This is a genomic window from Spongiibacter pelagi, assembly GCF_014705705.1.
GTDB classification, from domain to species: domain Bacteria; phylum Pseudomonadota; class Gammaproteobacteria; order Pseudomonadales; family Spongiibacteraceae; genus Spongiibacter; species Spongiibacter pelagi.
In genome coordinates this window covers 19,161-41,515 of the sequence record NZ_JACXLD010000011.1, presented here as the reverse complement: position 1 = coordinate 41,515, position 22,355 = coordinate 19,161, and the positions used below count along the sequence as shown (strand labels likewise).

Below are 22,355 nucleotides of genomic sequence, written 5' to 3'. Positions count from 1 at the left end.
CTGGAGGGAGAAAGTTACCGGAAACAGCAGCACATGGAAAAGGCGAAAAGCCAGTAGAAAACTGAACCACCCAACCGGCCATCATAGTTGTCGCCGACCGGACAAGATAGTTGACGCTAAACAATACTGCCTGGGATTTGGCGAATGCCAACACCAAGCTACTGCGAAGACGGTTCAGCGTAAACCTAGAGCGAACCATTGCCGAACTCAACGGAGAAGCTTGCCTGGAACTGGAAGAACACCCGCCAGCCAAAAAGCAGATCTACTGTACCCGTGGATTTGGAGTGAAGGCGACATCACTGCCACCCATCAAAGAGGCTATATCTCTATATGCCAGTCGGGCTTCAGAGAAGTTGCGTCAGCAGAATCATTTGGCGACCACGCTGCATGTCTTTATCCAAACCAGTCCCTACGACCAGCACTACTACAGTCGCAGTACGGTCGTGCAGTTACCTTATCCCACAGACGATACCCGGGTACTGAGCCAGTATGCGAAGTACGCGGCAGAGCAACTCTATAAGCCGGGCTTCAGTTACCTGAAGGCTGGGGTCGGCATTATCGAGATGGTGGACAGGAAGTACATGCAGGGCGACATGTTCGAACTGGGACAACCCAAGCAAACCGATAGCCTTATGGCATTACTGGATGGCGTGAATCGCCGCTATGGCCGAGGCACCCTGCAACTGGCCTGTGAGGGCGTGCAAAAGAAATGGTTCATGCGCCAGCAATACCGATCACCGTCTTACACCACCAGACTCTCAGACATACCCCGAGTACATATTTAGGGAGGTACACCATGTTGGCAGAACAACTACCCAATGCCATGGACACTGAGGAAACTAATAAACCAGAGTCCTATCTGGTAAGCCGAGAACCTTGGTGGGCAGAACCACCGAAACCAGGACAGAGCGAGCTGGGTGTGGAATGGGGGTATCTAGAAGTATATTCCGACGGTGAGTTTCGGTTTGTCAGAGAGCGACCAAGTCTTGAAGAAATCGAAAGCCGCATTTCTTGTCATTACATGGACTAGCCAAAAGCTATTCGCCCATTACTGTCTTGAAAAATTCCGCCCCACTCGGTGGGTCGAATAAAAACCAGGTGGGGGTGGGTTGTCAGAAATATTATTTTATTATTTATATACACAAAATATGTAAAACAGCTGATGGGTAAAGCCGCAGAAATAGAGGTCTCTGGGAATTTCTATCATCACTTAGAATCCTGTCAAGCATACAAACTGAAAGTAGCGAAAATGACGAGAAACTAGCTGGCAATGAAGCATACTCAAGCTAGTTACTCGTCTCGTACCCGTAAAGCAGTCGCCAGGCCTTCGGTATACGAGCTTTCTCTTCGTTTCGGCGAAGGCGATGACTTATTGGTATTTCCTTTGTCTGCACCATGCAGCCTTCCCCGAACCCTAACCAACTACCCCGTGAGTTGTTTGGGTCGTTCTCTCCGGAGTGTCAGATACCGAGAGCGGCGTAGTTTCTCAGTTGCAGTCCTTGCTTTTGTCGGAGTCGCTTGTTTCATCCCGCTATTTTCGTTTAATTTTTAATCCTCACACCCTGCTGTGCCTCTTACAGGAGCGCCAAAGCTCTCCGCACTTGCCTCAGACTCGCAGCGGAGATGATCAAGTGTTTCGGATTCTCGGTCAGAGTCATAACCGAATGGAAACTCAAACACTACGTTCTGTGAGGACAGCTCTGCTTCATCTCTTCCGATATAGGTCATAATTGGTAGCTGAATAACATTGTGAAGCAGGGTCATAACCTGAGAGTTAATAAAGTATTTCTTCCTGATATTGTCAGCAAAAGCCTCGTTGTGGTTCGACAATCCAACTGCATGCAGCAGCTCATGAAAAACCAGTTCTCTATCAACCGTGCATCCACCACCAGACAATCCATTACCAATATTCACATAAAGCTTGCTATCGATAACCCCATCTTGATTTTGGCCGTACCACCCGTAGTTCATGCTGCGCCCACCAATCTCGCTACTTACATTGCCGCAGCTATTTGGATCAGGAGTACCGCTTGCTCCTACAGCTGTACCTGCAACGAAAACAATGCCCATTTCAATGTCTTCATTAGGAATATCAGCAATGGATGTTCTGTCGAAAATTTGATAACCAAGATGATCCTCAATCAAATCAGCAGCCTCTTCAGCAAACTGAACATCATTCAGCTTAATAGGAATGTAGATGCCAAGTTCTGGATTTACGTTCCATCCACGAATATGATATTCAGATGTTGCACCAAAATTGCCAGCATTAGACCATGCTCCAGCAGTAACACCTACAGAGTTGTGGTATGCAGCGAGTACAGTTTCATTCGTAACGGTGAAATAGCTGCTAAGACCTGAATCATCAGTGTTGCCTTTCCCGTCACCACCGCCACCGCCACCGCAGGCCGTCAGCATCGTAGAAAGCAGGACTGACGTTAGTAAAAGCTTATTCATCTTAGTAGGCCTCCTTCACGGCGTTGAGAATATTCTGGTGCGTGGTGGAGTAGCTCATCAGGGTGATTTCCTTCTTATGAGTTTTCAGCAGATGTACCTCCGCCCTAATAAAGTTTGCCAGGTCGTACTGCTCAACCCAGGATTTAAAGACCGCCAACTCTGGTGCCATAGCAAAACCGGCCATAACGTTCCGATAGGCGGTGTAGTAAATAAAGTTTTCAACAGCCTGATTGGTGTATGCGCTTTGGAATTCTTGAGAGTGATCAATCTCGCTGTAATTCACGCAGCCATCTTGCTGGCTGTAGCTACAGGGGATGGCTGGAATTTCACCGTCATAGGGCCCATGAAATCCGTTGATGCCGAAAGTTGATCCAATTTCAAAAGCTTGCATTGACGTGTGTGATGACGCGAGTTCTTCGGCAAGTTTGATGGGTTCAGCTGTTGCCAGTGAGGTGGCAGTAACTAGCAGCGCCATTGAAAGTGTTTTTTTCATTTTTCTTGCGGTTCCTTGTGCTGAAAATTGATGTATCAGGAGTGTGCACACAACATTACGATGTATAGACGATCGCAGTGGTTATAAGCTGATATATGCAGGACTTGCTGGGAGAGTAGCGGGGAATTACTCATTGACGCTTCCAGCGTTAAGTCATCCTTGTGCAATGGCCTTGATTGAGTAAAGTTGCCTTAACGTTTGCAATTTCTAGTCTTCAGATTTATTGAGTCTAATAAACCCGAAAAGCAGCAATAAAACAATCGGAGGGAGAATCCATGATTGCGGGATAAGCCAGTAGGAGTGCGTTTCTCCAATGATTGATATCGGGAATGTAACGCTGTCAGATTCATCACCCGTAAAATACAGTAAGGCGTCTAAGACAAGCAGTCCGATTCCTAGGCCTACAAGCCGCTTCCCTGAGTGGGCTTTCGGGCTAATGTTTGCTTTGATCTCGGCTTGAGAAAGCCCCAGCGCTTTCTCAAGACCAAGCAAAGATCTATGGCCAAAAAATATGAAAGCTATTGATAAACCAACCCCAATGGGCACGTCCCTTTGCGGGTCGAAGTCACCTGTAAGTCCGTATCCACCGAACACAGAAGCAACAACTATCAAAAAACCTAAAGCAATCAGGTAAAGAGCCATCATCGCAAAAACGCTTGCAGCGTTAATGCCTTTAATTACCCTGCCGGATTCATCTCGGACAATATAGATACCATCTGGTGATAAAAAGCCTCTGGAGATGACAAAATCGATCGTTCTGTCTGGCTGGATAGTTGTCTCCAATTCATCTGGGATGTGCAAGTTCTTATAGCGCTTTCCCGCGACCTCCACGTAACTGCGCAAAATACCATTTTTATTCGAACGACCTGCGCCGAGTTCACCAATCGTTCCACTGACAAGTGTCTTGCTCATGTAATTCCCTATATTGTAGAGCGTTCTTTGCTTCCCTAAATCACCAGCCGCGAGATCTGGGTTCCTTGCAATTTTCCTCGATGCGCCAAGTATCGAGCACGTGGCGATGAGTGTCGAGATTAATTAGAGAATTACTATAAGGTCAAGCCCTTGCATGCGCTATAGCTAATTCAATTGGTAGACGCTTGGAGTCGCAGAAGGGTGAGCTTAGGCTCCATTTGCCTGCTCTTTGCGGAACCCTTTTCTACCAGTCGCTGAATCCAGATCGTTGAAAAAAATAGCCCGGTTGGCGGCCGGGCTGGGTTTTCTTTGTTAACAACGTGTCCGGAAAGACAGCACCATAATAACAGAAATATATAATAAATCAATAAATATAAAATAGCCGTCAGATTTTGTTGATTAATAAAAATAAAAAACAATATAATATATATTGTGATTTGGCAGATCACATAAAACAACAGGATTTAACGGAAAGATGGTAGATATATTGGTCTCGGCGCAAGACGTTAAAGATGTGCCCTCCAAAATCATATTAGAGCGTGTTGCTAGCGATACTGAGCTGGCTGAGAAAGTGGAGCTCTACCGAAGTCTCCCGGATGCACGGGTTGCAGTAGCGGATTATCTTTTGGCGAAGCGGCTAAAGGTAATGCACTATCAAAACGGAAAACTTCTCAAAACATCGCCTTTCAGATTTTTTACTGACGCTGAGCCCTGGCGAGTCAATAAGCACCGCAACATCGTTGTCGAATCAGCGTCGATAACGCGTACTTTAACAAAAAATGTCGTACAAACCGTTGATAGTGTAGATGTTGATGAATGCGTGAAACTGGGAGGCGTTTATATCTTCAAAGTGCCCACTGGCGCGGGAAAGACAAGCAAAATTGCCAAGCCTGGTTTATATACTGCCCTAGATTCGGGCTTAAATGCTGCGGTTATTGCGCCACTCATTGCAATCTGTGAGAGCTATGTCGCTGACGCGCGTAAGTCAACGAAAATCCCCGTTGAACTCTATTCAGATTTAACCTACGAGAATCTGAACGCCCCTGGATTAGCAACAACGATCAATTCTATCTGTAAGCCCCACGTGTCACATAAGTTGGATGATTTGGGGCTGCTGGTTGTTGAAGAGGCTCAGAAAGCACTGGATACACTGTCCGAAAGTGATGATCTTATGCGCGGGCGAGAATCACTATATCGCAAGCTGCTTGAGGTAGTTGGCGATTCTAAAACCGTTTTTCTGCTTGATGCTGATGCAAACGATACTCTGATTGATTTTTGCAGAGAAGCAGGGCGTGAGCCGGTAGTCGTTGAGATGCCTGCTGATCATAGTGACATTTCGGCGGAATTAGTCTCTGAGCAGCGTCTTATCGAGAAGGTTAAGAGTGCATTGTCTAAAAACCGGCGAGTGGCTATTGCTGTAGACAGCAGAGCTCAAGCTGAAGCGTTGGCTGCGATATTTACGTCTAAGACCGGCTTGATGCTACTGCATGCTGAGAATAAAGATAAGAGGCGGGAAAGATTCCTACGTAGTCCAAACCAAAATTTGAAAAATGTGCGGTTGCTCATCTATACGCCGGTTATGGGATCGTCGGTATCCATAGAAAAAGAGCACTTTGATGAGCATTTCGGTGTTTTTTCAGGCGTTATCCCGCCTCTCTATTGTGTGCAAATGCTCCGTCGTGATCGCACGGCGAAGAAATTCACGATTTGCGTGAAAGGCAGTCAATTTGTGCCATCGCTAGAAACTGTCTCTAACAATCATTACCTCCCGATTATTCATCAGATCCGTGCTCAAAATGACTATCTGAGACAATCCATTGCGACCAGCCTTGAGCTTACTTTGGAGCATCTAAAGTTTGAGGTGCTCAGAAATTATGGCCAGTTAAATAAGCCGGTGCAGCCAAGTACGGAGGTAAGGGCGGCAAAATCTGAGCTTAAAAAGCTGCGTGTTAACCAGATTTTACAGGCAGAAATAATCGACTTAAATCTTGCCCGAAAACTCAAATATCGAGCAGACCTTAGTAGCGCAGAGATAGCTGCGCGAGATGCGGCGTTCGTGAGAGATCTATGCGGAGAGGTAACCCCGGATGCTGTCGAGTTTTGGTTAGGTGGCGGTGAATTTAAGGTTCAGCTTCATCGAATTATTGCGTTGACGGAAGAGATGGCGGTTAACCTCGATGGTGGTGTGTGCTCAGTCGGACATATTTTTGGGGATGTCGACTTCAGGCTTGATGGTGCAAATTTCGAGATGGCAAGAGCCTTGCTTCTCAGGCTATACAAGACCGGTCGTGAGTTTGACGAAACCACGGCTTTGCGAGTATTGAATGGAATCCGAAAGAGTGCAAATTGGAATCGGATTGGGCTGATAAAAATGCCAAGGACAGGTAGCTTGAGCCCGAAGGTTGCTGCTCAAATTGCCTGCAAAATCTACAGACAGCTTGGCTACAGTGTGCGAAATAATGCGAAATCAGGTGGGAGCGTGATTGTCAAAGAGGACTCAAAATCGCTGAAGTATATTAAGAGGGCGCTTGGAAACCGGTTTGATATTAATTTCCAAGACGCAGCTGATAAATTCGAGACCCTAAAAACCTTGCATAAAAATAAATAAAAAACAGTAAAATATATATTGACATGCTACCGGTGTCCGTATAATATATACCGTATATTAAATATTTGAGGGGGAATATTTAATATGATCTCAGTCGTTTGGGGGAGCGGCTACCAATTTAAACTTTTAAGGAAATTATTATGAAAACATTGAACGAAAACCTTTTCCCAGTAGCAATCGCTGAGTCGGAAAATTACCAGGACTTGCGCACCCGCTCTCCCTACATGGAATTCTATGAATTCATGTTTAGCCTATCTGATAAAGAGTTGGCTCAAGTTGGTGAGTCCTTGAAAGTCAAAATTAATGACTATCTTGAAGGTAAGCGTGGGGTTCCATTTAGCCTCCTGATGCTGAAAGAAGCTATCGCTCATCAGGGTTCGATCAGGCACGGAGAGTTGGACATCCTTTTCCATGTGGATGCGTGGGTAGAATCCTGGTGCGATGAATATTCTGATTTTGATGGCCAGTTATCAGGTGATTTTATTACTTCAGAAAGTTTGATTGATTTAGTCGGCGTTTTAAAACGACCCGTACACTAATCGTTGTGAGGCATGTGCTTCTCTCAGTGAAGGGGGGAGCATCTTGCCACATACAGTAGTGCAGCAATCTCAGTTATGGAGTTTAAGTTAGCCGCCATCTGGGCGGTTGATAAAAGCAGTAAGCCCCGAAAGTAGTTGAGGGTAGCCACCATTGCAGGTGGATAGTTGGTAGTGCAGTAATCTCCGATTTGGAGTTTTAGTTATCCGCCATATTGGCGGTTGATAGAAGCAGTAGGCCCCGAAAGGGTTGTTAGGTAACCACCATTCAGGTGGGTTGGTACAACAGTAATCTCCGATTTGGAGTAGCAGTGCCGACCTAGGTGTCGTCGTGACACCTAGGTCAATCTGTCTTACAAAGCTCATTAATGACATAGCAAACAACAAAAATCAGTACCCACCACATATCCAGACTCCTTTCTTCACTAGTTCGTTTACATCCTGCGCTCGAGACTGGTCAAAATCTATACTGTCCGAATTCACATGTCGCTTTTTCGAGCAGTAGTAGCGAGTGTTACGACCAGATCCAGCGTTTGAGCTTATCGCGGTTGAGGAGCGTGATCTGCTGGGCTTCAGGCGTGCTTGAGGGGTTTTCTTCAACCAGTTGGAGCTGCTGGAGTACGTAGTGAACTAGGGCGCCGCGAGTGGTTATTGTCAGCCGATTCCGCACCATACCGAAATCTTGCCTAATGATGGCTTGCTGTGCGGGTGTTAATCTCGGATCCGGGCCGATGAGCAGCTCTACCTCTTGCTGCCAGTCAGCGTCACCCTCAGCACCATTCTCGCCTTTCAGCGTAATTTCAGGCTCGTCAGAAATGCGGCTGAGTACAAAATCTCGGTAACCCTGTCGATGCTCGCAGTAAGCGCGCACATGCCAGCGGATGCCGGTGAAAACCACTGAATGGGGCTGTATCACCCGGTATTCCGGAACGGGATTACTCAGCGAGGCGTAGCATATTTCGACTCGTTTCCCTTCGCGAGCGGCGCGCAGAATAGGGCGCAGCACTTTCGGGCGCAGGTCGCGGTTCAGAGGCGAGATAACTTCGGTGAAACGCCGAATCGGGTTGTCTACAGAAAAGACAGAACCAAATTCTGCATTGGCATTGACCATTTGCAAGTACTCGTCGGCCACGCCTTGGGTGAAAACCGGCTCAAAGGCTTTGGTTGGACAGTAGCCCTTCTGAACCGCGTCATAGCCGAGGTTGTTGGGCGCAAACTCTGCCGAGTACTTATTAATGTCTTTGGATGCCTGCTGCCTGCCTATGCCGAAGGCGTCCTGGAGATGATTCGTCGTCAGACGGCCCTCCCACAAGGCTACTGTCTCAATCATCCTGTATCGAAGCAGGGTATCCCAGCGAATTGCCCAATCCGTTTTTTTGCTCATGGTTCAGTTCCTTCTGCTTGAAAATGCGACATGTATATGTAGCCAATATGTACATGTATGTTTTGGCGGCAGTATAGTTCACCCATGCCGACACAGGAAGCGTTGGTGTGATGGATGACTGGTTAATCGCCTTACGGATGGAATCGTGCGTTGCGCTTTGAAAGGAAGTAAAGCGCAACACCTTTTCAATCGCTGGGAATGGCATGTGATGCTGCAAAATTGCTTAAAAAATGATCGTATTCGAGATCCCTACTTATGTCCGTCTGTGCGGGTTACAATCAGGAGTTGTATCGATAAAATAGCAATAAAAACGGGCGCTTGGAGAAGCTATCGCCAGCTTCCCCTTAAACCCCGGCAGCCACTGCTGAACCAAGCCAGACAAGGAGTCCCATTGCTCGCCAATTTCACCAAGGCATCGCTCATCGTTCCAGAGACACAGGCAGTCGCACGCTTGCTGCTGGAGCACCCGGATTCCGAGCGTTGGCGACAGGCAATCGAGGTAGAAAACATCCTCCAGGCCAAAACAATTAACACGGCAAAAAGCTACGCCAATATCGCCAGAATGCGACTCGAATCCATGGACGAGGAGCTGTGGGAGATCGTGGCCAACGCAGAACGCCCCACGGCAACCCAGGCAATCCTGGCCTGTGCGCTCAAGTTTTCCCCCTTGTTGGCCGAGTTCATGCGCACGGCGCTCGCCGATGAATACCGCAGGATGAGCCCCAGTCTGGAAGAGCGTATCTGGCGCAGCTTCTTTGCTGATATGACCCTAGTGCACGCCAACCTGGCCGAGGTCTCTGAGGGCACACAGGCCAAGCTCCGACAAAATGCTTACCGCATTCTGACTGAGGCCGGCTATCTGGCAAAAAACAAAGCGAAGTCCTTGCAGCATGTGCGAGTGCTACCAGAGATCCGAAACTACCTGGCCAAACATGGCCATAATGACATCCTGTCAGCCATGGACTGTGCACACTGAAAGGGAGAGCGGCGTGAACCGCCTGGACGAGAGACTTAACAAAATATTACCGACCCTCACCTCGGAGAACTTTCGGGAGAACCGAGGGCTGGGCAATGAAGTACCGTTTTATGCCTTCGACTACCCGGCAGAAAGTGAACTGCAGGTGCGCGAGCATATCGATTTTCTGGTCACCCAGCTTTCCAAAGCGAAACCTGCAATGAAGGTCGCCCGTGTTCATCTGTTTCAAGTGTTGATTGAAATGCTGGAAGCGCGCGATTTCTACGACAAAGCCGTGAAACTGCAAGCCACCAAAGGTGGTGAGGCGCTGGCCAAGCAGCTAAAAGGCCCGCTCAAAGCCGAAAAAATCGCAGACTTCATTACCGCAAAATGGCCAGTAGATGAATACGATGCCTACCTGATCGACGGTGTAGGCAGCGCATACCCCATCATCCGCACTCACAAGCTACTCAACGTTTTGCAGCCCTATACCGGGCTCACTCCGCTGGTGCTTTTCTTTCCGGGCGAATACGACGGCCAGTCACTGCGCCTGTTCGGCCAGTTAAGCGACACCCCATATTACCGTGCCTTTCGGCTGGTCGATTGATAACAGAATACAAACAGGGAGATAAACCATGCCGATAGGGAATATGTTTGAGCGCAGCATCCAGCGCAGCATCAACGGCGTCATCAAAGCCGATCAAAAGGACGATGCCAACGTCTGGCAGGAGCTCGACGAATACGTCATCACCAAAGAGCTGGATGGTCACCTACGCGGCTTCTTTGAGCGCTACCTCTCTGCGCTGGATAACCCCGCCGACGCCAGTGGCAATGTCGGTGTCTGGGTCTCAGGCTTCTTCGGCAGCGGTAAATCTCATTTCATTAAAATTCTGTCCTACCTGCTGGCGAACAAACAAGTCAGCCAAGAAGGACAAACCCGCAAAGCCCAAGACTTCTTTGAAGACAAAATCACTGACCCCATGCTGGCTGGCGATATCGCCCGGGCCATTACCGGCGACAGCGATGTGTTGCTGTTCAATATCGACAGCAAAGCCGATGCCGACAATACCCGCGATGCCATTCTCAAAGTCTTCCTGAAAGTCTTCAACGAAATGCGCGGCTTCAGCCCAGATCACCCCCATATTGCCCGGCTGGAGCAGGAGCTGGAGGAGAAGGGGGTATTCGATACCTTCAAAGCTGAATTCGAGAAAGAAGCCGATTCACCCTGGCTGGATGAGCGCGACGGCTACACCTTCTACTCCGATGCTGTTGCCACCGCCTACAGTGCGGCCATGGGGCAAGCGGTGGCCGATGCCGACGCCTGGCTGGAGCGCCTTGAGCGCGACTTCGACAACTGGCTCTCGGTAGAAAACTTCTGCAAGATGATCAAGGAATACCTCGATAAATGCGGCAAGAAACACCGTATCGTATTTCTCGTCGATGAAATCGGCCAGTTCATCGGCGGCAATACCCAGCTCATGCTGAATCTTCAAACCATCACTGAAAACCTCGGCACCATCTGTGACGGTCGGGCCTGGGTCATCGTCACCTCTCAGGAAGACATCGACGCCGTTGTCGGCCAGCTCAAGGCCAGCAGCGCCAACGACTTCTCCAAAATCCAGGGGCGTTTCCGTACCCGCTTGTCGCTGTCTTCCGCCAACGTCGATGAAGTGATCCAGAAGCGCCTACTCAAAAAGCGCCCAGAAGCCGCAGACAGTCTGCGCGAGCTGTTCCGCAAAGAAGCCGACATCCTCAAAAACCAGCTCAGCTTCACCAATACCGGCCGAACCTTCAAAGCCTATGCCGATGAAGATGAATTCGCCGACGTCTATCCCTTTGCGCCATACCAGTTCACCCTGGTGCAAAGCATCTTTGAATCTGTGCGCAAGGCTGGCGCTACCGGCTTGCACCTGGCCCGGGGGGAGCGTTCCCTGCTGGACGCCTTCCAGTCTGCCGCCAAAGCCGTTGTAGAAGAAGAACCGGGGATACTGGTACCGCTTCACCGTTTTTATCCCTCAATCGAGAGCTTCCTTGAAGGGGTGGTGAAATCCACCATCGAAAATGCCGCAAAGAACCCCTCGCTGCAGGATTTTGATGTCAAAGTACTGCAAACCCTGTTTTTGATCCGCTACGTGGACGAAATCCCCGGCAATGTCGATAACCTCATCACCCTGTTTATCGACCAGATCGACGCCGACCGCCGTGGCCTGCGCACCCAAATCGAAGAAAGCCTGCAACGGCTGGAAGGCCAAACCCTGGTCAGCCGCAATGGCGATAATTTCTTCTTCCTGACCAATGAAGAGCGGGATATCAGTCGTGAGATCAAAGCGGTAGACCTCACCGCCGCAGAAGAAGCCAAAAAACTCGGTGAACTGATTTTTGAAGACCTCCTCGGCGGTATGCGCAAATTCCGCTTTACCGATAACGGCAACGACTTCGGCCTGAACCTCAGCTGTGATCAACACCCCTACGGCAACCGCAGTGATGGCGCGCTGAACCTGCAGGTCATCACCCCCCTGATCGATGACCGCGACCAATGGCGTGACGACAAAACCCTCATGCGCAGCACCGAAGGCGAGGGGCAGGTCATCTTCCGCTTGCCAGACGATAACCAGCTGGCTACCGAGCTGCGCCAGTACATCCAAACCGATAAGTACGTGATGAAGCGCACCGATGGCAGTCTGCCATCCACGGCGCGTCGCATCCTTCAAGACCGCGCCGATGAAAACCGCCAGCGCCGTGATCGCCTCAAAATCACCCTGGAAAAATTGCTGCAAAGCGCCGTGGCCTTCGCCGCAGGCCACCAGCCAGAGCTTAAAGCCTCAACTGCAAGGGGCATTGTCGATGAAGCCCTACACGACCTGGTGCGCAATAGCTTCGGCAAAATGGCGTTCATCGAACATCTCACTGCAGACCCGCAGGCAGAGATCAAAGCCCTGCTGGACGACCCTTCAACGCCGGCGCTGGATCTGGGCGAAGGTGAAACAGTAAACCCCCGCGCCCTCAAAGAAGTGCAGCAATACGTGGAGCTGGCCAGTGCCAGCCACCGCCAAATCATCCTGCACGATCTGGCCAATACCCACTTTGCCCGCCGCCCCTATGGCTGGTCAGAGTGGGAGACCGTTCTATTGGTGATTCGCCTGGTAAAAGCCGGAGAACTCAGCCTCAGGTTGAACCAGACGCCGCTCCCTATCGAAAAGATCTACGAGCAACTCAACCCGCCGTCGCGCTGGAAATCCATCGAAGTCGAACGCCGCAAAGCCATCGGCAGCAGCGAACTGCAACAGGCCAGAAACCTCACTCGAGACATTTTCGGCAAACTGCCACCAGATGATGAAGACCGTATCTACGCCGCCATCAAAGCGCATCTGCAAAGCTGGCAGCAAGAGTTCAAGCAGTGGGTCACCCTCAGCAATACCGGCTACCCCGGCAAATCTTTGGCAGATGAAGGGCTGGCACTATGCGACAAGCTGCTATCCGCACCCGACAGCTTCACGGCCATTCAACAGTTCACCAACCACAAAGATGACCTGCTGGATACCGCCGACAACCACCAAGAGCTTAGCCACTTCTTCACCAACCAGAAGCCGGTATGGGACAAGCTCATCAAAGCGCAACGTGAGTTTGAACCCAACCGCCGCGAGCTGGAAAAAGACAACGAGGCTAAAACCGCCCTGCAACGCCTGGAAGCCATCCGCACCGCGCCTTCACCCTTTGGGCTGCTGCAAGAGGTGGAGGCACTGGTCACCAAAATCGATCAGGTCAACACGGCCGCTATAGCCAGAGTGCGCACCCGTGTGCTGGGCCATATCGACAATCAAATCGAGCGGGTTACAAAAGATCTGGATGCCGCCAAGGCCGATGCCGATACTCGCAACCGCTGCCTGCGCCAGCTCCAAACCCTGCGCCAAAGCGCAGAAGCGCAAACCAGTCTGGCACACTTGTATCAGCTTTCAACACAGTCAACGGATGCTGCCGATGACGCAGTAGAGCTACTGGCAAAATTGTCGGCAGAGGCGAACAAAGCTTCAGAGCCAAAAGAGGGTTATGAAGCTAAACCGGCCCCCGCGGTGAAGCCTGTCGAGCGGATCTACGCCAGTAAAATCAGCATGGACTATATAGAAAGTGCCGAAAGCGCTGAGGAATACTTGGAAGAACTACGAAAACAAATCATGAATGCACTGGAGCAAGGCCGTCGCGTTCATATTCGGTAAGGAAACCAGCCATGTACAAACCCGGTGGAACCATTTTTGAGCTGCTGAAAGGCGTCGAGGAACACCAATACATACTGCCGGCGATTCAGCGGGAGTTTGTCTGGGGGCCAGATCAAATCTGCCAGCTATTTGATAGCCTCCTTCAGGGCTACCCTTTCGGCACCTTTCTGTTCTGGAAGATAGAGCCTGATCAGCAATCTCAGTACCAGTTCTATGACTTTGTCCAGAACTTTCATCAGCGGGACAGCTACCACTGTGAGCTCATAAAAGAGCTGCCGAATAAGGCATTAACTGCGGTGCTAGATGGCCAGCAGCGCATGACTGCACTCAATATTGGTCTGCGCGGTTCATACGCTTGGCGAATTTCCGGTAAGTGGTGGACAAACGACTCTGCATTTCCAGAGCGTCACCTGTATCTAAACCTCTTGGGTGAGCCTGATCTGGAAACCGGTTCTCAGTATCAATTCGAGTTTCTCACACGGGAGCAGCTCGCCAAGACCCCTGAAGGTGAATATTGGTTCAAAGTACCGCGCGCGTTTGGCGAGGATCGAGATGTCCTGACGGACGAGCTAGACGACATCGCAGATAAAGAACACAGGGGCAAGGCGAGATCTACTTTGAGAGACCTACTGCGGGTGATTCACGATAAAGATGTCATCAGCTACTACGAAGAAACCAATCAGGATCTTGAGCGTGTCCTGAATATCTTTATCCGTATGAACAGCGGCGGCACAGCACTTTCGTACTCGGATCTACTTCTGTCGATAGCCGTTGCCCAGTGGCAAAATCTGGATGCCCGACAGGAAATCCATTCCATAGTCGATGAAATGAATGCCGAAGGCGATGGATTCGCTTTCAGCAAAGACCTTGTGCTTAAAGCTGGACTAATGCTGGCGGATATCGGCAGTGTTGGATTTAAAGTTGAGAACTTCAACAAAGCCAATATGGCTAAGCTGGAAACTCAGTGGCAGGCCATCCGCAGCTCGTTGATGTTGGCCGTTCGCCTATTGGCCAGTTTTGGTTTCAATGGTCAGAACCTACGCGCCGATAGCGCCATTCTACCGATCGCTTACTATCTACACGCCCGTACTCTCGGTGATGGATATCTGTCTCGGTCTGAATTTTCTGCGGATCGCGAAGCAGTCAGAAAATGGTTTGTACGCAGTTTGCTCAAGGCCTCGGGGATCTGGGGGAGTGGCTTGGACACCTTGCTGACTGATCTGCGAGAGGTACTCAAGGAAAAGGCGGGCAACGGATTTCCTGCTGCTGAATTGGAAGCCGCGATGACCAAACGAGGTAAAACTCTGGTCTTTTCCGATGAAGAAATCGACGAGCTGTGTGAGCTCCCCTATGGGGGTAAAACCACATTCGCACTTTTGTCAGTGCTGTTTCCCGGCTTTGATTTTTCCCAGCATTTTCATGTAGACCATATCTTCCCTAAGGGCCGGTTTACCAAGACCAAATTGATAAAGACGGGCTTCGCGGAAGAGCAAATAGAAGCCTTGCAGGATCAATGTAACCGGCTACCTAACCTTCAACTATTGGTAGGTTCGATCAACAACGAAAAGCGCCAAAAAATGCCCGCTGAGTGGTATCAGGCGCAATGGCCAGACGAACTGGCCAGAAAGCAATATCTCGAAAATCAGGCTATTCAAAACCTACCTGAAGATCTAATGGGCTTCCCTGAATTCTACAAACAGCGCAAAGCCACGCTCAAAGCCCGTATCAAGTCAGTATTGGATCAAATCGATGAATAAATCCGCCCTAAAAAAATACGCCCCCCAGGCGCGACTCGACTTTATCGCCGCGGTCACCCGTCGCGCTGAGCTGCTGGGCCTCAACCCCAAAAGCCCCGCCAAAGTTGAAAAACAAGGCGAAGCGCTGCTGATCAACGGCAAGGCCTTCCCGGCAGCCTATGGCCAAATGCGATCGATACTGGAAGCCCGCATTCGCGACCAGGGTTTTGCCCAGGTGATGGAGGCTATGGCCTACACCTGGTTTAACCGCCTGGTGGCCATCCGCTATATGGAGCTACAAGGCTTTCTGGATCACGACTATCGGGTGCTAAGTCACCCGGCAAACGCAGCAACTGGCCACACCCAGCCAGAGATCCTCGACCATATTGCCGATCTGGAGCTGCCGGGGCTGAATAAGCCTGCCGCGCTGGAGCTCAAGCTGGCAGGCAATAAAGACGAAGAGCTGTACCGCGAAGTGCTGCTGGCCCAGTGCCATGCCCTCCATAACGCAATGCCCTTCCTGTTTGAATCACTGGACGACGCCACCGAGCTGTTATTGCCCGACGGCCTGCTGCGCACCGATTCACTGCTAGCACCATTAGTCACCAAAATTGATGAAGCCGACTGGCAAGAAGTCGAAATCATCGGCTGGCTCTACCAGTTCTACATCAGCGAGAAGAAGGATCAGGTCATCGGCAAGGTGGTGAAAAGCGAGGACATCCCCGCCGCCACCCAGCTGTTCACACCCAACTGGATCGTCAAATACCTGGTGCAGAACAGCCTCGGCCGCCTGTGGCTGATGGCCAACCCCACAAGCCAACTGGCGACCAAGTGGGAGTACTACATAAAACCCGCTGAGCAGACGGACGAGGTCAACGCCCAGCTCGACGCGCTCATCCAGGCCCGCATCGATGAGGACGGCGCCACTCTCAACCCCGAATCCCTCACGCTGCTCGACCCGGCCTGCGGCTCCGGCCACATCCTGGTGGAAGCTTTTGAGTTGCTGCGCGACATCTACCTCGAACGCGGCTACCGCCGGCAGGACATCCCCCGGCTCATTCTGGAAAAGAACCTCTACGGGCTGGATATCGACGACCGTGCCGCACAGCTCGCTGGCTTTGCCTTGTTGATGAAGGCGCGGGCGGATGATCGGCGCTTGTTTGGGCAGCCGGTGAGTTTGAATGTGTTGGCCTTGCAGGAGGCGAAGGAAGGTAGCGCGGCGGATCTGCACAATGCGTTGAATGCGCCACAGATTGACTCTGCGACCGTGATTCAGCTTGTGGAGACCTTCGACCAGGCCAAAACCTTTGGCTCGCTGATTCAGGTTCCCGACGAACTGGCGAATGCCTTGCCAGATCTGCGGCGGGAGTTGGAGGCCGTGCGCGAAGGCGGCGACATGCTGGGCCGCGATGCGGCGGAGACATTGCTGCGGCTGGTGGCGCAGGCGGAAGTGCTGGCCAAGCAATTTGATGCGGTGGTAGCGAATCCGCCGTATATGGGCAACAAGTACCTGAATCCGAATCTGAAGGCGCACCTCAAAGCCGAATACAAAGGCTACGAGAAGGATCTGTTCTCCGCCTTCATGATCCGTGATTTGGCGATGACCAAGCCCGCCGGGCAACTCGGCTTCATGTCGCCATTTGTCTGGATGTTCATCTCCAGCTACGAAGAACTGCGCAGCCACTTCATCGAACGGAACACGCTAACCACGCTGGTGCAGTTGGAGTACTCCGGCTTCGCCGAAGCCACGGTGCCAATCTGCACCTTCACGTTATCGAAGGCACATGTCGAGAACTTCACCGGCTCCTACGTCCGGCTATCCGACTTCCGAGGCTCCGAGAATCAGGGGCCGAAAACGCTGGAAGCCATTCGCAACCCAGATTGCGGCTGGTTCTATACCGCCAAACCGGATGATTTCAAGAAGATTCCGGGAAGCCCGGTGGCGTATTGGTTAAATCCTAGTTTGCGCGAGAGTTTTGTTAAGTTTGATTCGCTCGGTGAGCTTGCAGATTTAAAGCAGGGGATGTCTACGACAGATTCAGATTACTTCGTGCGCAACTGGTCTGAAGTTGATTATGAGCTTGTTGCTTTCGGCTGTAGTAGTGCCTCTGAGGGAAATAAGCGAGGGTGTTATTGGTTTCCCTTTAACAAGGGTGGAAAATTTAGAAAGTGGTATGGAAATGTGGAGCAGTTGGTGCGCTATGAGGATGATGGCGCGATCTTGATTGACTTGGTTACAAAAAAATACCCGAACATATCAGATCCCGAGTTTGTTATAAAAAACCGTCGCAGATACTTTCGAGAGTCGGTCACATATTCGGCAATTAGCTCCTCAAATTTTGGTGTTCGGCTTTTGCCTAAAGGATCTATATTTAGTATTGGTGGCCCAGTTATTCAAAGTGAGAAAATAGATAATAGGATTATTCTGGCCTTGATGCTTTCGCCCGTTGCGAATGAGGTTGTCTCTGCATTATCACCAACTTTGAACTTTCAAGCCGTAGATCTGGAAAAGATACCGGTTCCCGATGATCTGAAAAATGGCGGCGAGATATCAAATTCAATAAAAATCGCTGTTGAAGAAATAATCGCCATCCATAAGGCTGACTGGGATGCTTTCGAAGCATCTTGGGATTTTCAAGGTTCCCCTCTGGTTTGTATTGCTGATAGGAAGCTACATTTATCCTTCGACACATATTTCGAGGCTTCATTAAAATTAATTGCGCGAGTAAAAGACCTTGAAGAGATTGTCAACAAAAAAATCATAGCCTCATTCGGTTTGTCCCATGACGTAGGCGCGGAAGTTTCAGAGGGGCGTGTCACTCTCTTCACGAATCCAATTTTTCGATACGGAATGAAGTTGAATGTAAATGAACTCCGTGAGAAGTTTCGCAATGACACTCTAAAAGAGCTAATTGCTTATACTATCGGCTGCATGATGGGCCGCTACAGCCTCGACGCTCCCGGCCTGATTTACGCCCACGCCGGCAACGAAGGCTTCGACCTCGGCCGCTACCAAACCTACCCGGCCGACGACGACGGCATCGTCCCCATCACCGACGAAGCCTGGTTCGACGACGACGGCGCCAACCGCATCCGCGAATTTGTCCGTGTCGTCTGGGGCGAAGACACCGAGGCCGAAAATATGGCCTGGCTCGCCGAATCCCTCGGCAGCAAAGCCAGCGAATCCGCCGACGACACCATCCGCCGCTACTTAAGCCGCGACTTCTACAAAGACCACCTGCAAACCTACAAAAAGCGGCCCATCTACTGGCTGTTCAGCTCCGGCAAACACAAAGCCTTCGAAGCCCTCGTCTACCTACACCGCTACAACGCCGGCACACTCTCCCGCATGCGCATGGAATACGTCGTCCCCCTCCAATCCCGTATGCAAGCCCGCATCGACAACCTGGAGCAGGACATCCAATCCTCAACCTCCAGCGCCGAGCAAAAACGCTTCCAAAAGCAAAAAGACAAACTCGTCAAACAACTCGACGAACTCCGCCGCTTCGACGAAAACCTCCGCCACTACGCCGACCAACGTATCACCCTGGATCTCGATGATGGCGTAAAGGTCAACTACGGCAAATTTGGTGATTTGCTGGCCGAGGTGAAGGCGGTTACGGGGAAGAAGGGGTGATATATGCCTGATGGCGTCTGGCAGGTCATTCTCGCGGCTGTACTATCAAATGCAGTTGCACTGGGTGTGCTGGGCTTTTTGTTCAAGGCCCTTATCGGGCATTTTCTGGACAAGGATGTGGCCCAGTACAAGAGCAAACTCGAAGCTGCGAATCTTCGCTTGCAAATCGCCTATGGCGGGATATTTGAGCGACAGGCAAATGCGATCCTTGAGCTATATTCGAAAGTTCTGGAGTTGGAGCACGGCGCAGGCTCGAGTGAGATAAAAGATCCGCAAGGCTGGAACGACTATAAAGAATCAATTCAAAAGGCGGCGGCTTTCTATCATGAGCAGCGCGTTCTTTTGCCCTACGACCTTGACAAGGCGGTTTTGGATACTATCCAAAATGCTCACGAAGTGCTTGCAAGTTCCACCTGTGGCGAGGTGCCTAGCGATGTTATTAACAACTTTCGAGCTGCTAAAGATGCCACTCTCTATGCTATGAGAAAGCTGTTGTCAGTTGGTGTGTCTTCGAATGAAAAATAGTAGAGCTGGCAAAGGTTTCTGTCTTGTTTAAGCATGGCCATTTGGTGGCAATTTTAGAGCTCATATTTGAAATCCAACAGGCACGGAAGGGTAAATAATGGTTGGTGAGTTCGCGACAATTCTTGGGTTAATCTCAGCCTTTATCTCAGGCAGAAAGCTGGAAGAACAAGTCGAGTTAACCGAGTTTCTTGTTTGGTTAAGTGACCATAACCATGATGAAATTCGATCCGTAATAGAGTCGAGTCATGCGACTTCTATCAGTATAAAGGCCCTGTTTAATAGGGGGCTTAGTGATATCAACCAAAAACTTGATGTGATTTCTGGTCAGATAGCCACTTTATCTTCAAGAAATATTGCGCTGAAGGAGCTGGCTGCGAATTTCGCCAAAGAAACCATTTCCGAACAATCGATAAAAATACTCGCTTTGATGAGGGACAATAAGTCTGAGTTTTTCCTTGTGTCTAAAACCATTTCGTCGAAAGAGAAGCGTCTAGTATTAGCGCCCGGCCCAAATCATATATGTGATGAACCTCAGTTTCTTGAAGATGATTTGGCCCAGATGGTTAGTTTGGGTTTGTTGGTGCAGAAAACAAATTCACAAGGTGAACCAATGTATTGCTATACGAGAGCGGCATCCAATCTTCTGGAAGGTCTCTCATAAGTGCATGCTTTGAATAGAAAAAGTCGAGATAAATGGAATTTCATATGAACGAAATAATCTGCCCCCACTGCAGCAAGGCCTTCAAAATTGACGAGGCTGGTTACGCCGATATCCTCAAACAGGTTCGAGACCACGCCTTCGAAGAGCAACTGCAGGAGCGACTCAGGCTCGCCGAGAGGGAAAAAGACAATGCACTAGCGCTGGCAAAGGAGCAGGCGGCCAGCGAAATGCAGAAGTCAGCTGCCGCCAAGGATAAAGAAATTCAGGAGCTGCAGTCCAAATTGGAAGCCGGTGAGGTCTCTCAGAAGCTGGCCATCAATGAGGCGCTGAAAGTCGTCGAGAAAGAACGCGATTCCTTGCTGAATGACCTGCAGCAGGCACGGCGAGACAATGAATCAGCTACCCAGCTGATTGAAGCCCGTCTGAATCAGGAAATTCAGGAGCTGAAATCAAAGCTCGATGCCACTGACACCAACCAGAAGCTCGCCATCACCCAGGCGGTCTCCTCAGTTGAAAAAGAGCGCGACCACCTGCAGCACAAGCTGAGCCAGGCCGAGCTGGAAAAACAAGCCTCGGAGCGATCTCTCAAAGATAAGTACGAAACCCAGATCAAAGACCGTGATGATGCCATCGAACGTCTGCGAGATATGAAAGCGCGGCTTTCCACCAAGATGGTTGGCGAAACCCTGGAGCAGCACTGCGAAACCGAGTTTAACCGAATTCGCGCCACCGCCTTTCCAAGAGCCTATTTCGAGAAAGACAACGACGCCAGCTCCGGCAGTAAGGGCGACTACATCTTTCGCGATTCAGACGAAAACGACACGCCCATCGTCTCCATCATGTTCGAGATGAAAAACGAAAGCGACACCACGGCTACCAAAAAGAAAAATGAGGATTTCTTTAAAGAGCTGGACAAGGATCGCAATGAGAAAGACTGTGAGTACGCCATTTTGGTCTCGCTACTCGAACCTGACAGTGAGCTCTACAACTCAGGCATAGTCGATGTCGGCCACCGCTATCCCAAGATGTACGTGATCCGCCCCCAGTTCTTTATCCCCATGATTACCCTGCTGCGCAATGCCGCCATGAACTCGCTGGAGTACAAGCAAGAGCTGGCCTTGGTGAAAGCCCAGAACATCGACATCACCAACTTCGAGAGTGACCTGAATACCTTCAAAACAGCTTTTGCTAAGAACTATGATCTGGCATCCCGCAAGTTCCAGACGGCAATCGATGAGATCGACAAATCCATCAATCACCTGCAGAAGACCAAAGATGCCCTGATGAGCACGGATCGCAATCTCCGTCTTGCCAACGATAAAGCTCAGGACGTGACAGTGAAGAAGCTGACGCGGAAAAATCCGACGATGGCAGCGGCTTTCGATCAACTTGAGGGTTCTGATCAAGCATGAGGCCCGAAGTTGTCGAGTATGCAAGAGATCGATATCTGGAGGAGCAGCAGAGGTTTGATCATATCGAGGAGAAGTGCGCAAGAATTATGACCTTTGTAACGATACTCGTGACCTTGGTGTCTGGCTTGATTGCGTATTTCAGCGCCACATTGTTTCAACCCCAAAGCTTACTGGACTTCGCTATTTCACTGGTTTCGGTATTATCAGTTTTCGTACTAATTTGCGCTTGGGGTCATGCTCTCAAGTCGCTAAAGATTGGAGAGATAAATGTTGCCCCTCGCAGAGAGAAAAATATTACGTATATGCTGGAAAAGGATTACGAGCAAATGTATCAACATATGATTAATTGCTATCTAGATCCGATAAAAAGTCTTTCTCCTAAAATTGATCAAAAAGCTTTATACCTTCGGTATACATATGAAGAATTAACTATTGCGGGCTTTGCATTGTCGCTACTGCTGTTCCTAACTTTCTTACGGGAGATTGTTGCATGATCAAATTAGGTAGCTTGAACTTTGGGCGCCCCGATGATGAACCAGAAACGGAAGAAGTAGTTATAAAATCGGGTGACCAAAAGCGTTACAGCATAGGAATGTAGGTATTTCCCACGCTGAATCTATTGGGTTGAGGCATTTGGGGGCAATATTACCTTCGTGTGTCGGTGAGTGGGGGCATCCAGTAATTAATATTCACAATTTCCATGTATTGTAATTAAAATTCATGGTCAAGAATCGTTTTTCATGTAATACTTTGTTCCTTCGAATTAAACAAAAATCACTATAGTGACAAAATATAACGATTTTTCCGGGAGAATAAGCCTTTTTCACG

The 22,355-nt window shown here is 49.9% G+C and carries 17 protein-coding genes; 13 read left to right on the top strand and 4 right to left on the bottom strand.

Going from position 1 to position 22,355, the window contains the following annotated elements:
• The first annotated feature begins 110 nt into the window (after positions 1–110).
• Both IB286_RS13940 and IB286_RS13935 read left to right on the top strand, forming a co-directional pair.
• Entirely contained in the window at positions 111–785 is a 675-nt protein-coding gene (locus tag IB286_RS13940) for a DUF4113 domain-containing protein (protein WP_190766565.1), read from the top strand.
• Between the two features lie 11 nt (positions 786–796).
• Complete coding sequence (locus IB286_RS13935; RefSeq protein ID WP_223826416.1) at positions 797–1,030, top strand: hypothetical protein; 234 nt, start codon at positions 797–799, stop codon at positions 1,028–1,030.
• Positions 1,031–1,548: 518 nt separating this feature from the next.
• Here the strand turns inward: IB286_RS13935 and IB286_RS13930 are convergent.
• The 3 genes from IB286_RS13930 to IB286_RS13920 form a co-directional block, all read right to left on the bottom strand.
• On the bottom strand, positions 1,549–2,454 hold the full coding sequence (locus IB286_RS13930) for a hypothetical protein (RefSeq protein WP_190766563.1): 906 nt from the start codon (positions 2,452–2,454) through the stop codon (positions 1,549–1,551).
• A 1-nt stretch (position 2,455) separates the two neighbouring features.
• Entirely contained in the window at positions 2,456–2,947 is a 492-nt protein-coding gene (locus tag IB286_RS13925) for a hypothetical protein (RefSeq protein WP_190766561.1), read from the bottom strand.
• 207 nt (positions 2,948–3,154) lie between these two features.
• Positions 3,155–3,859 carry a hypothetical protein gene (locus IB286_RS13920; RefSeq protein ID WP_190766559.1) on the bottom strand — a complete coding sequence of 235 codons (705 nt, stop codon included), beginning with the start codon at positions 3,857–3,859 and terminating at the stop codon, positions 3,155–3,157.
• A 475-nt stretch (positions 3,860–4,334) separates the two neighbouring features.
• On the opposite strand from IB286_RS13920, the gene IB286_RS13915 reads away from it, so the two are divergent.
• Both IB286_RS13915 and IB286_RS13910 read left to right on the top strand, forming a co-directional pair.
• Positions 4,335–6,467 (top strand): DEAD/DEAH box helicase, encoded by a 2,133-nt coding sequence (locus IB286_RS13915; protein ID WP_190766557.1) that lies wholly within the window; start codon positions 4,335–4,337, stop codon positions 6,465–6,467.
• Positions 6,468–6,607: 140 nt separating this feature from the next.
• Positions 6,608–7,006, top strand: coding sequence for a hypothetical protein (locus IB286_RS13910; RefSeq protein WP_190766555.1), 399 nt, complete (start codon positions 6,608–6,610; stop codon positions 7,004–7,006).
• A gap of 511 nt (positions 7,007–7,517) precedes the next feature.
• On the opposite strand, the gene IB286_RS13905 is transcribed toward IB286_RS13910, so the two are convergent.
• Positions 7,518–8,387 (bottom strand): helix-turn-helix transcriptional regulator, encoded by an 870-nt coding sequence (locus IB286_RS13905; protein WP_190766553.1) that lies wholly within the window; start codon positions 8,385–8,387, stop codon positions 7,518–7,520.
• A gap of 391 nt (positions 8,388–8,778) precedes the next feature.
• Between IB286_RS13905 and IB286_RS13900 the strand changes: the two genes are divergently transcribed.
• From IB286_RS13900 to IB286_RS13860, 9 genes are all read left to right on the top strand, one after another.
• Positions 8,779–9,363, top strand: a complete 585-nt coding sequence (locus tag IB286_RS13900; protein ID WP_190766551.1) for a DUF1819 family protein — start codon at positions 8,779–8,781, stop codon at positions 9,361–9,363.
• A gap of 13 nt (positions 9,364–9,376) precedes the next feature.
• Positions 9,377–9,949 carry a DUF1788 domain-containing protein gene (locus tag IB286_RS13895; RefSeq protein ID WP_190766549.1) on the top strand — a complete coding sequence of 191 codons (573 nt, stop codon included), beginning with the start codon at positions 9,377–9,379 and terminating at the stop codon, positions 9,947–9,949.
• A 28-nt stretch (positions 9,950–9,977) separates the two neighbouring features.
• A complete protein-coding gene (brxC, locus tag IB286_RS13890; protein WP_190766547.1) occupies positions 9,978–13,556 on the top strand; it encodes a BREX system P-loop protein BrxC in 3,579 nt (1,192 codons plus the stop codon).
• 11 nt (positions 13,557–13,567) lie between these two features.
• Positions 13,568–15,313, top strand: coding sequence for a DUF262 domain-containing protein (locus IB286_RS13885; protein ID WP_190766545.1), 1,746 nt, complete (start codon positions 13,568–13,570; stop codon positions 15,311–15,313).
• Positions 15,306–18,929 (top strand): BREX-1 system adenine-specific DNA-methyltransferase PglX, encoded by a 3,624-nt coding sequence (gene pglX, locus IB286_RS13880; RefSeq protein ID WP_190766543.1) that lies wholly within the window; start codon positions 15,306–15,308, stop codon positions 18,927–18,929. Before IB286_RS13885 ends, pglX begins: the two co-directional genes overlap by 8 nt.
• Before the next feature lie 3 nt (positions 18,930–18,932).
• Positions 18,933–19,454 (top strand): hypothetical protein, encoded by a 522-nt coding sequence (locus tag IB286_RS13875; RefSeq protein WP_190766541.1) that lies wholly within the window; start codon positions 18,933–18,935, stop codon positions 19,452–19,454.
• 97 nt (positions 19,455–19,551) lie between these two features.
• On the top strand, positions 19,552–20,115 hold the full coding sequence (locus IB286_RS13870; protein WP_190766539.1) for a hypothetical protein: 564 nt from the start codon (positions 19,552–19,554) through the stop codon (positions 20,113–20,115).
• Between the two features lie 44 nt (positions 20,116–20,159).
• Positions 20,160–21,527 carry a DUF2130 domain-containing protein gene (locus tag IB286_RS13865; RefSeq protein WP_190766537.1) on the top strand — a complete coding sequence of 456 codons (1,368 nt, stop codon included), beginning with the start codon at positions 20,160–20,162 and terminating at the stop codon, positions 21,525–21,527.
• 86 nt (positions 21,528–21,613) lie between these two features.
• Positions 21,614–22,021, top strand: coding sequence for a hypothetical protein (locus IB286_RS13860; protein WP_190766535.1), 408 nt, complete (start codon positions 21,614–21,616; stop codon positions 22,019–22,021).
• Positions 22,022–22,355: the final 334 nt, after the last annotated feature.